Source organism: Nonomuraea sp. NPDC049784 (assembly GCF_040659615.1).
Lineage (GTDB): Bacteria > Actinomycetota > Actinomycetes > Streptosporangiales > Streptosporangiaceae > Nonomuraea.
Window position 1 is genome coordinate 1 of the sequence record NZ_JBFAMX010000287.1, and the last position, 12,354, is coordinate 12,354.

The window sequence follows — 12,354 nt, forward strand, 5'->3', positions numbered from 1 at the left end:
GCGGCCAGGACCGTACTCTCGTACAGCCGCCAGAAGCTGATCGCCACGAGCACGTCCCCCGCCCCGATGGCGGCCACCGCGTTGGCCAGCTCCGCGTCACCGTTCGTCACGGCCGCGACGGGGTAGCCCGCCAGGCGGGCGTTGTGCGCGAAGGCCAGCCCGACGGCCGCGTAGCTGCCGTCGGCGACGATCACGGTACGGCGGGCCGCGGCGATGGCCTCGACGATCGTCAGCAGCACCCTCTCGTCCAGGCGGCGGTTCAGCAGCGCGAGGCTGTCCAGGTCGCGCCGGAGCGAGCGGGAGCTGGGCGAGCCGGAGCCCCGGTGCTCGGCGGCGACCTGACCGGCGCTCAGCGAGGACAGGTACCGGGCACGAAGCTCCTGCTGGAGCGCCGGCCACCCCGCGAACCCGAGCGCCTGAGCCGTACGCGTCACCGTCGCCACGTTCACCCCTGCGAGCTGCGCCAGCTCACCGGCCGACCCGAACGACGCCCGGCGCGGCTGCGAGAGCAGGACCTCGAGCACGGCGGCCGCCTTGCCGCGCAGCCCGCGTGAGGGCATGCGGGCACGCAACCAGTCTTCGAAGCTGTCCGTGGCGTGCTCTGTCACGTGTCCTCTCCAAGGGTCCCGGCGGTACATGCTACGCGCTCGTAACAATCCAAACTTGCAAAGACCATTGCATTTCCGACATTTCGCACTATATGTTGCTGCGCAATGCCTTGAAGGGCCACGACCTGGGGAAAGGTGTGTTCGATGACCTTGTTGGCCCGTCTGGATCGGCTTCCGCTGAGCCGACCCCACTACCTACTCCTTCTCATCGGCGGCCTCGGCTACACCTTCGACGGCATGGACTCGGCCGTCGTCGCGTTTCTGCTTCCGAGCGCGCAGGACGCCTGGAGCCTGTCCAATGGCGAGCTCGGCCTGATCGGGTCCGCGACCCCGTTCGGCTTCCTCTTCGGCGCGACCGTCGCGGGCCTGCTGGGCGACCGCATCGGCCGCAAGAAGGTCATGATGTACGCGCTCGCCTTCTACGCCGTCTTCTCCGTGATCGCCGCGTTCTCGCCGAACTACGAGGTGTTCCTTGGGGCCAGGGTGCTGGCCGGAGCGGGAGCGGGCGCGGAGAGCGCGATCATCGCGCCGTTCCTGTCGGAGTTCGTGCCGGCCAAGCGGCGCGGGTGGTTCGTCGGCGCGCTGGCCGGATTCTTCTCGTTCGGGTTCGTGGCGGCCGCGCTGGTCGGGCGCTTCGTGGTGCCGACGATGGACGACGGCTGGCGGATCGCACAGTTGCTCACCGCGCTGCCGATCGTGATGCTGCTGTGGTGGCGCCGCTCGCTGCCCGAGTCGCCGCGCTTCCTGCTGCAGAACGGCCGCGTGGACGAGGCCGAGGCCGTGATCGCGGACCTCGAACACCGCGTCGAGCGGGCCACGGGCGAGCCGCTCCCACCCGTGCCCGAATCCGGGGTCGAGCCCGCCACGAGCACGACCAAGGTCAACCTGCTCAGCGCGCTCCGCTTCCTGTGGAGCCCGGTCATGGCCCGGCGCACGGCGGTCATCTGGCTGGTCTGGTTCGTGATCACGTTCTCGTACTACGGGTTCTTCTCGTGGATCCCCACCCTGCTCGTGCAGCGCGGCATCACGGTGACCAAGAGCTTCGAGTTCTCGATCATCATCTATCTGGCGCAGGTGCCCGGCTACTTCTCGGCCGCCTGGCTGTCGGAGCGGCTCGACCGCAAGAACACCATCGCGATCTACCTGTCCGGCTCGGCGGTCAGCGCGTTCTGGCTGTCGCAGATGGACACACCCGCCACGATCACGCTCGCCGGCGCGGTGCTGTCGTTCTTCCTGAACGGCACGTACGCGGGCGTCTACTCCTACACCCCCGAGGTCTTCCCGACCTGGATCCGCGCCACCGGCACCGGCCTGTCGAGCGCGTTCGGGCGGGTCGGCAGCATCCTGGCTCCGACGATCATCGGGCTGTCGGCGGCGAACCTCGGCTTCGGCGGAGTGTTCGGCCTGACGACGGCGGTGCTCGTGGCCGGGGTGGTGTGTGTGGTCGTGTTCGGCCTGGCCACGGCCGGGCGATCGCTGGAGGAGCTGACGGAACCCGCCAAGGAGGCGACCCGATGACCGTATTGACCGAGCTCGAGAACAAGGTGCGTCAGGAGGTGGGAGTGCGGCTGTTCACCGTCCTGGCCTGGGTGCCGGAACGGCGCGCGCTGCGCCGCGTCCACAGCAGCCATCCCGAGCAGTACCCCGTGGGCGGGGAGAAGACCGTGGAGGTCGCCCAGGGCTGGCTGACGCGGTGCATCGAAGGGCGCGAGCCGTACTTCGGCAAGGATCGGGCCGCCGTACGGGAGATCTTCGCCGACCACGAGCTGATCGAGAGCCTGGGCTGCGGGTCGATCATCAATGTCCCGGTGGTTCATCAAGGGGAGGTGCTCGGCGTGCTGAACATCCTCGACGCCGAGGGCAGCTATGACGAGGACTCGGTGGCGGTGGCCCGATCGCTGGCCCCGCTCGCCGTACCGGCGCTTCGTGGAGGTGACAAGTGAGCGGCCTGCTGCTGCGTAACGCCCTGGTCCTCGACGTGGCGAGCGGCGAGTACGCCGAAGGCGACCTGCGCTGCGCGGACGGCCGCGTCGTCGAGGCGGGGCCCCGGCTGAAAGCGCCGGAGGGCACGCGGGTGATCGACGCCGCCGGCGCGCACGTGGTGCCCGGGCTGATCGACGCGCATGTGCACGTCACCGCCTCCACCGCGAACCTCGGCTCGCTCGGCTCCATGCCCCCCTCGTACGTCGCCGCCCACAGCGCCCGGATCATGGGCGACATGCTCGACCGCGGCTTCACCACGGTCCGCGACGCGTCCGGCGCCGACTTCGGACTTGCCGACGCCCAGGCGGAGGGGCTGATCCGGGGGCCGCGGCTGCTGTTCTGCGGCAAAGGGCTGAGCCAGACCGGCGGCCACGCCGACTTCCGCGGCCGCGGCGAGCACCTGCACGACGACCATCCGTGCTGCGCCGGCGTCGGCCGCGTCGCCGACGGTGTCGACGCGGTACGCGCCGCGGCCCGCGACGAGCTGCGCAAGGGCGCGTACCACATCAAGGTCATGGCCTCCGGCGGCGTGGCCTCCCCCACCGACCGCATCGACTCGACCCAGTACTCCATGGACGAGCTGCGCGCGGCCGTCGAGGAGGCCAAGGCCGCCAACCGGTACGTCGCCGCCCACGCCTACACCGCCAGGGCCGTCAACCGGGCGCTCGAGGCAGGAGTGCGCTCCATCGAGCACGGGAACCTGATCGACGACACGAGTGTCGAGCTGTTCCTGCGGCACGACGCGTTCCTGGTGCCGACGCTGGTGACGTACTGGGCGCTCAAGCAGGAGGGGCCCGCGTTCGGGCTGCCCGAGCGGAGCTGGCGCAAGGTGGACGAGGTGCTCGAAGCGGGCCTGGCCGCGCTGGAGCGCGCCGCCCGGGGCGGGGTGCGGCTGGCGTACGGGACGGACCTGCTCGGTGGCATGCACCGGCACCAGAACCACGAGTTCCGGCTGCGGCGCGAGGTGCAGCAGCCGATCGACGTGCTGCGGGCCGCCACGGCCGGCGCGGCGGAGCTGGTGGGGATGGCGGGCGAGCTCGGCACGCTGGCCGTGGGCGCGCACGCCGACCTGCTGGTGCTGGACGGCGACCCGCTGACCGACATCGACGTCCTGGCCGACCCCACCCACATCCGCCACGTCGTCCAGGCGGGCAAGGTCGTCTCCGCCTAAGGGACCTCAGCCGAAGTACGGGCCGTACTTCGGCTGAGGTCCCTTAGGGGAAGTGGTGGCGCCGAGACTCCACCCGAGAACGGCTCCCCAAAGACAGGCGACGTTGCATAGTGGCAGGGTGACGACGCTGACGCGCACCGCTCTCGTGGTCGCCGCCGTGCTGCTCCTGCTGCTCGCCCTCCTGTGGGTGTTCCAGCGGCACCTCATCTACCTCCCCGACCGGACCCCGGTGCCGCCCGCCGGAGAGGTCGTCCCGGGCGCGCGCGACGTCTCGTTCACGACCTCCGACGGGCTCCGGCTCGGCGCCTGGTACGTGCCCGGCACCCGCGACGTGACCGTCCTGATCGCCGGTGGGAACGCGGGTAACAGGCGGGACCGCGCCCCGCTGGCCCGCGCCCTCTCGGAACACGGGCTGGCGGTCCTCCTGATGGACTACCGCGGCTACGGCGGCAATCCGGGCACGCCGACGGAGGAGGGGCTATACCGCGACGCCCTGGCCGCCCGCGAGCTCATCACGGGCTCCCGGGTCATCTACTTCGGCGAGAGCCTGGGCGCGGCCGTCGTCACGAGGCTCGCCCTGGAGCGCCTGCCCGACGGCCTCGTGCTGCGCTCCCCGTTCACCGACCTGGCCGCCGCCGGGCGGGCGAACTACCTGTTCCTGCCGGTCGGGCCGCTGCTGCGGGACCGTTTCCCGGTCGCGGAGAGCATCGCGAAGATTCGGGCACCGGTCGTGGTCGTGTACGGCACGCGGGACACGATCGTGCCCCCGTACCTCAGCAGAGCGGTAGCCCAGGCGGCGGGCGGCCAGGTCACGACCGTCGAGGTCGCCGGGGCGGGCCACAACGACCTGGCCATGCTGACCGGCCCCGACGTCGTTGCCGCCGTGGTCAGGCTGGCCGAGCGGCTCGGCCGCCAGTAGAACGGTCATAATGGGCAGCCTGCCATTCCGTTGATCTTCGAGGTGACCGCATGAAGCGATTACACGTCGGCGTGAGCGTCCTCGGCGCGGGGGCGCTGCTGGTCGCGGGCTTCCTGCTGCTGCGGGACGGCGACGGCGGCGTGCCACCGCGCGACCACCTGGCGGTCGCCGCCACGGTGATCCGCCCGAACGTGCTGGTGGACGCCCAAGGCACGGTCATCGAAGAGCTCACCGGCGACTGCACGCCCCGCCGGTACCCATACGTGTGCATGCGGGTGAAGAGCGAGCTCGGCGAACAGCTGCTCGCCCGCGGCGGCCTGACCATCAGGACGACGATCGACCCGCGCATGCAGCAGGCCGCCCAGCAGGCCATCGACCGGTACGTCGGCCGCGACGACAAGCCGCTCGCCGCCCAGGTCATGATCGTCCCGGGCACCGGCGAGATCAGGGCCATGGCCACCAGTCAGGTCCCCGTCAAGGTGCCCGCCTTCCAGCAGGGCACCACCGCGATGGTGTACACGCTGACCGCGGCGCTGGAAGGCGGCATGCGCTACGACGACGGTTTCCCGTACGCCGACGGGTACCGGGCGCCGCGCTACTCGGCGTTCAAGAACTGCAAGGGCGAGAATATCGGCGACCCGACGCACACCATCACCAACCCGAAGCGTGATCACGGCGAGTTCACGACGCTGCGCTCGGGCACCTCGGCCGCCGAGAACACGTTCTTCATGAAGCTGACGGAGCAGGCCGGCCTGTGCGAGAGCGTGCAGGCGGCCAAGCGCCTCGGGCTGAACCGGGGCGACGGGATGCCGATACGAGAATTCGAGGCGTTCCCGCTGGGCATCAACGAGGTGGACCCGGTCTCGGTCGCCAACTCGTACGCGACCCTCGCCGCCCGGGGCAAGCACTGCGAGCCCAGGCTGGTCACCGAGGTGCGTGACGGGGCGTTCCTTCGTTCCTTCGCCGCGCAGTGCCAGGAGGTGCTGGAGCCGCCGGTCGCCGACGCGGTGAACGGGGTGCTGTCGGAGGCGCTGAGCGGAAGCCCTCTCAAGGGCCTCGGCCGGGACGCGGCGGGCATGGAGGGCACCGTCGACTCCTTCACCGCCGCCTGGTACGCCGGCTACACCCCCGACCTGGCCTCCGCCGTCGCCCTCGGCGATCCCCGCGACCCGCAGCAGCACCGGCTGTCGGACGTCACCCTCGGCGGCCGCCACTACCAGGACGTGTACGGCATGTCGGTCCCCGGCCCCATCTGGAAGTCCTCGATGGAGGCGGCCCTGACCGACATCCCGGAGACGGCGTTCGTCAAGCCCGACGCCGGCCGGTTCGGCGGCTGCCGCGACCACTGCGCCCGTTCATGAGGGAGGGGCGAGCAGGGATTCCAGCTCGGTGACCGCGTGATCGCGGTGGACGTTGAGCGTCGTCACGGCCTCGTCGGCGGCGCGGCGGCGGAGGGCGTCGAGGGTGGCGCGGTGCTCCTTGACGACCCGCTCCCTGTTGCCCGCGTCGCCGTAGTACATCGAGCGGTAGGCGTCCGTCGTGTCCCAGAGGGTCCTGATCAGGCGGGCCAGGCGAGGCATGCCCGCGCGGTCGAACAGCGTCATGTGGAACAGCCGGTTGGCCGTCGCCATGGCCGGCACGTCGCCTGCCGCGGCGGCCCGCTCGACCTCCTCCTGGGCCGACTCCAGCCGGTCGAGGTCGGCGTCCGTGAGGCGGGCGACGGCGAGGCGGACGGCCTCCTCCTCCAGCAGCTCGCGGATGCGGTAGACCTCGCGCAGGTCGTCGAGTGAGAGCGTGGCGACGCAGTAGCCCTTGTGGGCCCTGTAGGTGACCAGGCCCTCGCCTTCGAGTGTCTTGAGCGCCTCGCGCAGCGGGACGCGGCTCACCTGGAGCTCCTCGGCCAGCGCGTCCTGCCGGATGGGTGTGCCGGGGCGGAGGCGCCCGGTGGTGATGGCGCGGCGCAGCTCGGCCAGCACGAACTGCTGGGCCGTCGGCGGCCTGCGTCGTGCCTCGTCCGAACTCACTGGCCCAATATCTCACGAACCCACGCCTCGTCCTGCCCGAGCTGGGGCGGCGGGCGGCGGTAGGAGGGCGGCGTGGCGCTGAGCCGCAAGGGGTTGGCGACCTGGCCGACGCCGTCGAGCTGTACGGAGGGCTCCAGGCCGAGCTCCTCGGCCAGGGCGAAGGCTGCCGCCAGGTCGTTGATCGGGCCGCAGGGCACCCCGGCGGCGGTGAGCGCCTCGAACCACTCATCGGCCGTGCGGGCGGCCAGCGCTGTGTTGAGCTCCGCGACGAGCTCGTCCCTGGCGGCGACCCGGTCCGCGTTGGTGGCGTAGCGGGCGTCCTCCGCGAGGTCCGGGCGGTTCAGCGCCTTGCAGAGGGCCTGGAACTGCCGGTCGTTGCCCGCCGCGATCACGATCGGGCGGTCGGCGGCCTCGAAGACCTCGTACGGGACGATGCTGGGATGCCGGTTGCCCATCGCCCGGGGCACCACCCCGGCGGCGGCATAGGCCGAGGCGTGGTTGGTGAGCGCCGAGAGAAGGGAGGAGAGCAGCGAGACCTCGATGCGCTGCCCCTCGCCGGTGCGGTCGCGGTGGCGGAGCGCGGCCAGGATGCCCAGCGCGGCGTGCAGGCCGGTGATCACGTCCACCAGCGCCACGCCCGCCTTCGTCCCGGGCCCGTCCGGCTCCCCGGTGACGCTCATCAGCCCGCCGACCGCCTGCGCGATCAGGTCGTACCCGGGCAGCCCGGCTCCGGGCCCCGACCCGAACCCGGTGATCGAGCAGTACACCAGCCGGGGGTTGAGCTCGCGCAACGAGGAGTAGCCGAGCCCCAGCCGCTCCATCGTCCCGGGCCGGAAGTTCTCCACGAGCACGTCCGCCCGGGCCGCCAGGGCCCGCGCCACCTCCACGTCGGCCCGCAGGTCCAGCGCGATCGACCGCTTGTTGCGGTTGACGCCGAGGAAGTACGTCGCCTCACCGTCGGCCGCGTAGGGCGGTCCCCAGGCCCGAGTGTCGTCCCCGGCGCCGGGCCGTTCCACCTTGATCACCTCGGCCCCCAGGTCGGCCAGCAGCATCGTGGCGTACGGCCCCGCCAGCACCCTGCTGAAGTCCGCCACCAAGAGCCCCTCCAGCGCCCCATTCACGCCGGCGCCCCGAGGTAAACGGTCATCGTGCGGGTGAAGAACCCCTGCTCCTTGGGCCCGAAGACCCAGCGACCGCCGATGAGATTCAGAACGTCCATGGTCAACGCAGCCTAACTATGCCATATTGGATTTTCAATATTGGATCCAAAATACAGAAGGAGTCCGGATGGTCGCCCCGACCGCGCTGTTCGCCATAGACACGCTGCTGACCGACGAGGAGCGGGAGATCAGGAACACGGTCAGGCGCGTGTGCGACCGGGAGATCCGCCCGCACGTCGCCGCCTGGTTCGAGGCCGGGGAGCTGCCGGCGCGCGAGCTGGCCCGCACGCTCGGCTCGGTCGGCGTGCTCGGCATGCACCTCGACGGATACGGCTGCGCCGGCATGGGCGCGGTCTCGTACGGGCTGGCCTGCCTGGAGCTGGAGGCGGCGGACTCCGGGCTGCGCAGCCTGGTGTCGGTGCAGGGGTCCCTCGCGATGTACGCCATCTGGAAGTACGGCAGCGAAGAGCAGAAACAGGAGTGGCTGCCCGCGATGGCGGCCGGCAAGCGCATCGGCTGCTTCGGCCTGACCGAGCCGGACTTCGGCTCCGACCCGGCGGGCATGCGGACCACGGCCAAGCGCGAGGGCGGCGACTGGGTGCTGAACGGCACCAAGATGTGGATCACCAACGGCTCGGTCTCGGATGTGGCGGTGGTCTGGGCGAGGACGGACGAGGGGATCAGGGGCTTCCTGGTCCCGGCGGGCACGCCCGGCTTCACCGCGAACGACGTCAAGCACAAGATCTCGCTGCGTGCGAGCGTGACGAGCGAGCTGGTGCTCGAGGGCGTGCGCCTGCCGGACGAGGCCATGCTGCCGGACGCCAGGGGCCTGTCCGGGCCGCTCGGCTGCCTGAACGAGGCGCGGTTCGGGATCGTGTTCGGGGCGATGGGGGCGGCGCTCGACTGCCTGGAGACGGCCATCGCGTACGCGGGCGACCGGGAGGTGTTCGCCAGGCCGCTGGCGTCCTTCCAGCTCACCCAGGAGAAGCTCGCCGACATGGCGCTGGAGCTGGGCAAGGGGCTCCTGCTGGCCGTGCACCTCGGCAGGCTGAAGGAGGCGGGCACGATCACCCCCGAGCAGGTGAGCGCCGGCAAGCTGAACAACGTACGCGAGGCCCTGGAGATCGCCAGGAAGTGCCGCACGCTGCTCGGCGCGAGCGGCATCACCCTGGAGTATCCGGTGATCAGGCACGCCGTGAACCTCGAGTCGGTGCTGACCTACGAGGGCACGTCCGAGATCCACTCCCTGGTCCTGGGCAAGGCGCTCACCGGGATCAGCGCTTTCCACTGATCAGAACGTCTGCCAGGTCGCCTCGGTGACCTGGCACGGCCCACCCTGGTGCACCCGCAGGCGCCCCGCGGGCAGGTCCAGCGCGATCGTGGCGACGGTCTCCCACCGCTGGTTGATCGGCTGCGTCTGGTCCGGGTGGGCGCAGACGGGCGCGTCGTCGGGGCCGTGACTGAGCATGGCCAGCGCCCGGGTGGTGTGGTCGTCGCTCTTCAGGCTCTCGGTGTTGGCCTGCAGGTGCTGGAGCCTGGCGTACGTGCTGGGCCGGTCGGTGGCGTGCCGCTCCCCCACCGCCAGGTCGGGGTCGAGGAAGTGGTTGCAGTGCTGCAGCACGCCGCCCGGCTGCGGCGGGATGACGGCGACGCCGGCCGGGGAGATCTCGATCGAGGCCGCGTCCGACGAGGTCACGGCCGTGATGACGGTGGATGCCGAGACCGTGGCGGAGCGCGCGATGTCGGCGGCCTCCTCGACCGTGGTGGCGTCGTCCAGGATCCTGCGGGCGATCAGGTGCACGGGCACGCCGAGCTCGGCGGTGTCGCACTCGTGGCGCAGGATGTTGAAGTGGATGCCCAGCCCCGCCGTGTTCACCCCGATCTTGGCCAGCGCCCCGGCCTCGGTGAACGTCCGCACGACATGCCCGGGACTCGGCTCCAGCTCCCAGAGCATGGGCGCGTCGCGCAGGTGGTCGTGCCAGTCCCAGGTCTGCACCGTACGCGGCGGCAGGTCATTGCCCGGGAGCACGACGGAGGTGGAGCACTCCCCCTCGCCGGTCGCGTCGATGGCGGCCAGGATCTCGGTGCGCGCGTTGACGACGGCGACCTGCCAGGGCTCCAGACCGGCGCCTGCCGCGATCCCGGCGATCTCCTCCGCCAGGTGCGGCGCCCAGTCGGCGCTGCGCTCCAGCGCCTGCTTGCCCCACGCGCGGACCTGCGCCGCGGTGGCGCCCGCCACGTGGAACAGGTCCGAGTAGCCGGCGAGGTTGGCGATGATCGCCTTGCGCCGGTGCGTGCCGAGCTCCTTGCCACGCGCGCGGGAATCGATTTGTGTCGACGTGAAGGTGGGAAAAGTCATGAACCATCCATCAGGTCGGCGAGCCGGGGGTCTCGGTGGCGAACGAGGCGCGGACGCGCGCGTACCGTTCGGCGTCGATGTCCTGGCTCAGCTTGAACATGTTTCTCGATATGCACATGCATACAAAAGGCCACTACCCCAGGTGGCAACCCGGCGAACCTCTCCCTTCACGCTGGTGTCGGCTCCCAGGAGGGCGAGCGGAGCGACTCCAGGGCCGCTCGACCGTCCACGGCGCTGACCTCCTCCTCAGGTCGTGGTGAGCCAGAGCCGGAGGAGATGGCGGCGGCGGCGCGGCTCCGGGTGGTCCTCGTAGGCGGTGCGGCTGTGCAGGACGACGTGGTTGTTGAGGAACTGCATGTCGCCCGCCCGCAGATCCATGGTGAGCGTGAAGCGAGCGTCGTTGGTCAGTTGGTCGAGGAGTGCCATGGTCTCCTCCTGCGCCGGTGTGAACGGCGGGACGGTGGCGCCGCGCTGGGCCGAGCGCAGGTAGTCGGGGCCGTACGCGACGGACAACCCTCCACCGGGACGGACCACGCAGATCGGCTTGGTGTAGAAGCTGTCCGGGCCGTCGCCGGTGCGGCGGTCGTGCCACCACGGCTGGTAGAGGAGCGCCGCCAGGTCGGGGCGGGTGCGGACGAGCTCGTTGTGCACCGCCACCGAGCTGACGATCGCGCTGAGGCCGCCGGATCTCGCCGGGCGCACGCACAGGAGGGCCACCACATCCATGGGGTCGCTGTGGAAGCCGAGACGGCCGCTGTGCTGGTAGCTCTTCGCGCGGGACGGGTCGGCGCCCGTGTCACGGACGTGCATGAGCGGCTGTGCGCCGGGGCCTTGCGGGACGATGGCGCCGACGTGGCCGGCGAGGCCGAGCGCGGCCGTCTCGCACTGCTGCTCCGTCATCTCCTCGACGGGCACCCCCTGGATCAGGACGAAGCCGCGGCCGTCCATGAGCTCGTCGCGGACCCGGTGGAGGATCGGGGCGAGCGTCGGCAACGGGAAGCCCTCAAGGTCCCCGTGGACGGCCGCGAGCACCTCTCGCTTGTGCGCCTCCGTCAGCGGGATCCGCCAGGCGTCGCCGTCGCGGAGCTCCGCACCCAGCCACTCCCCCGGTCCCAGAACCTCCGTGACCGCCATGCGTGCCACCGCCTCTCCGTGAGCCGTTCGTCTCGACTCACCATGCCCTTCTCCCCTGGCGGCGGCAGCACCTCATCGCCCACGGCACAACGTCTTCACCCAGAGCGGAAGGAGTGAGAAGTGCCGGCGGCCCGCGACGTGTACACCGTCACCTCGTCCGGCTGGACCAGACCGTCCTGGATGGCGCAGATGAGGAGCTTCTCCTTGGTCGGCGCAGGGCGGCCCGCGGCGGCGTACTTGACCCTCGCCCGGTCGATGTACTGGCGTACGGTGCGCTCCTTGATGCCCATCCTGGCCGCCACCGACGCCTTCGACATCGACTGGAACCAGAACAGCAGCGCCGCACGCTCCTTGTCCGACAGCTGCGGCCGGTGCGGGCCCTCGTCCGTGGCGATCGCCTGAGCCATGGGCAGGGTGACGGTCGGCCGGTCGGCCGCCACCTCCAGGATGGTCTCCAGGCAGGACTCGCGCGTGGCCCGCCCCTTGCCGATGAAGGCCGAGGCGCCCGCGTCCAGCACCGCCCGCACCGTCTCCGGCTCCTCGTGCTCCGAGAAGACGATGACCCGCTGGCCGCTCGCGCACAGCTCGGCGACCCGGTCCACGACCATGGTGCCGTTGAGGTTGAGGTCCAGCAGGAGCACGTCGGCCGCCACGCCATGGACCGACTCGATGGTGGGCCCCTGAGCGACCAGCTCCACCGGGCTCGGCCCGCCGAACCACAACCTGACGCCGTCCACCACCACCTGATGGTCCTCCACCAAGGCGACCGTCACCCGCCCGTCGCCGCTCCCGCCCGCCCCCCGCTCCGTCTCCCGTCCCATCCGGTCCGCCCCATTCCCGTCGCCCCGCCGATCCGCTCCGTCCCCAGTTCCGTCGTCTGATCGAGCGGGTGCGTTACGGGTTCGCGCGCCGGCCCCCTCCGGTCCGGCGCGCGCCCCCCCCCACCCCACCAGGGCGCAGGCCAAAGCGGGTGACCCACACATCCCCACCCAGACG

Annotated in this window: 12 protein-coding genes; 6 read left to right on the forward strand and 6 right to left on the reverse strand. The window is 71.2% G+C overall.

The window, feature by feature from the left end:
- The coding region (locus AB0J09_RS38655) for an RpiR family transcriptional regulator (protein ID WP_360702241.1) at positions 1-608 on the reverse strand (608 nt) is incomplete at its 3' end.
- A gap of 144 nt (positions 609-752) precedes the next feature.
- On the opposite strand from AB0J09_RS38655, the gene AB0J09_RS38660 reads away from it, so the two are divergent.
- The 5 genes from AB0J09_RS38660 (at position 753) to AB0J09_RS38680 (ending at position 6,042) form a co-directional block, all read left to right on the forward strand.
- Positions 753-2,126, forward strand: coding sequence for an MFS transporter (locus AB0J09_RS38660; protein ID WP_360702244.1), 1,374 nt, complete (start codon positions 753-755; stop codon positions 2,124-2,126).
- Complete coding sequence (locus tag AB0J09_RS38665; protein WP_360702246.1) at positions 2,123-2,551, forward strand: GAF domain-containing protein; 429 nt, start codon at positions 2,123-2,125, stop codon at positions 2,549-2,551. Before AB0J09_RS38660 ends, AB0J09_RS38665 begins: the two co-directional genes overlap by 4 nt.
- Positions 2,548-3,762, forward strand: a complete 1,215-nt coding sequence (locus AB0J09_RS38670) for an amidohydrolase family protein (protein ID WP_360702249.1) — start codon at positions 2,548-2,550, stop codon at positions 3,760-3,762. The genes AB0J09_RS38665 and AB0J09_RS38670 overlap by 4 nt, the downstream gene beginning before the upstream one ends.
- Before the next feature lie 118 nt (positions 3,763-3,880).
- Positions 3,881-4,681 carry an alpha/beta hydrolase gene (locus AB0J09_RS38675; RefSeq protein WP_360702252.1) on the forward strand — a complete coding sequence of 267 codons (801 nt, stop codon included), beginning with the start codon at positions 3,881-3,883 and terminating at the stop codon, positions 4,679-4,681.
- 50 nt (positions 4,682-4,731) lie between these two features.
- Positions 4,732-6,042, forward strand: coding sequence for a hypothetical protein (locus tag AB0J09_RS38680; RefSeq protein ID WP_360702255.1), 1,311 nt, complete (start codon positions 4,732-4,734; stop codon positions 6,040-6,042).
- Here AB0J09_RS38680 and AB0J09_RS38685 read toward each other — a convergent pair.
- Complete coding sequence (locus AB0J09_RS38685; protein ID WP_360702258.1) at positions 6,037-6,705, reverse strand: GntR family transcriptional regulator; 669 nt, start codon at positions 6,703-6,705, stop codon at positions 6,037-6,039. The genes AB0J09_RS38680 and AB0J09_RS38685 overlap by 6 nt on opposite strands.
- A complete protein-coding gene (locus AB0J09_RS38690) occupies positions 6,702-7,826 on the reverse strand; it encodes a CoA transferase (protein WP_360702260.1) in 1,125 nt (374 codons plus the stop codon). Before AB0J09_RS38690 ends, AB0J09_RS38685 begins: the two co-directional genes overlap by 4 nt.
- 166 nt (positions 7,827-7,992) lie before the next feature.
- Between AB0J09_RS38690 and AB0J09_RS38695 the strand changes: the two genes are divergently transcribed.
- Complete coding sequence (locus AB0J09_RS38695) at positions 7,993-9,156, forward strand: acyl-CoA dehydrogenase family protein (RefSeq protein WP_360702263.1); 1,164 nt, start codon at positions 7,993-7,995, stop codon at positions 9,154-9,156.
- Here AB0J09_RS38695 and AB0J09_RS38700 read toward each other — a convergent pair whose 3' ends face one another.
- The 3 genes from AB0J09_RS38700 to AB0J09_RS38710 all read right to left on the reverse strand — a co-directional run bounded on the left by AB0J09_RS38700 (position 9,157) and on the right by AB0J09_RS38710 (position 12,179).
- Positions 9,157-10,224 (reverse strand): C45 family peptidase, encoded by a 1,068-nt coding sequence (locus tag AB0J09_RS38700; protein WP_360702266.1) that lies wholly within the window; start codon positions 10,222-10,224, stop codon positions 9,157-9,159.
- Positions 10,225-10,470: 246 nt separating this feature from the next.
- Positions 10,471-11,358: a TauD/TfdA family dioxygenase gene (locus AB0J09_RS38705; RefSeq protein ID WP_360702269.1), complete on the reverse strand. Its 888-nt coding sequence runs from the start codon at positions 11,356-11,358 to the stop codon at positions 10,471-10,473.
- Between the two features lie 95 nt (positions 11,359-11,453).
- Positions 11,454-12,179 carry a response regulator gene (locus tag AB0J09_RS38710; RefSeq protein ID WP_360702272.1) on the reverse strand — a complete coding sequence of 242 codons (726 nt, stop codon included), beginning with the start codon at positions 12,177-12,179 and terminating at the stop codon, positions 11,454-11,456.
- Between the last annotated feature and the right edge of the window lie 175 nt (positions 12,180-12,354).

Excerpts from the sequence above, each read along its gene's own strand:
- AB0J09_RS38660 (WP_360702244.1), top strand. The coding sequence starts at position 753 with ATGACCTTGTTGGCCCGTCTGGATCGGCTTCCGCTGAGCCGACCCCAC.
- AB0J09_RS38665 (WP_360702246.1), top strand. The coding sequence starts at position 2,123 with ATGACCGTATTGACCGAGCTCGAGAACAAGGTGCGTCAGGAGGTGGGA.
- AB0J09_RS38680 (WP_360702255.1), top strand. The coding sequence starts at position 4,732 with ATGAAGCGATTACACGTCGGCGTGAGCGTCCTCGGCGCGGGGGCGCTG.
- AB0J09_RS38695 (WP_360702263.1), top strand. The coding sequence starts at position 7,993 with ATGGTCGCCCCGACCGCGCTGTTCGCCATAGACACGCTGCTGACCGAC.
- AB0J09_RS38700 (WP_360702266.1), bottom strand. The coding sequence starts at position 10,224 with ATGACTTTTCCCACCTTCACGTCGACACAAATCGATTCCCGCGCGCGT.
- AB0J09_RS38705 (WP_360702269.1), bottom strand. The coding sequence starts at position 11,358 with ATGGCGGTCACGGAGGTTCTGGGACCGGGGGAGTGGCTGGGTGCGGAG.
- AB0J09_RS38710 (WP_360702272.1), bottom strand. The coding sequence starts at position 12,179 with ATGGGACGGGAGACGGAGCGGGGGGCGGGCGGGAGCGGCGACGGGCGG.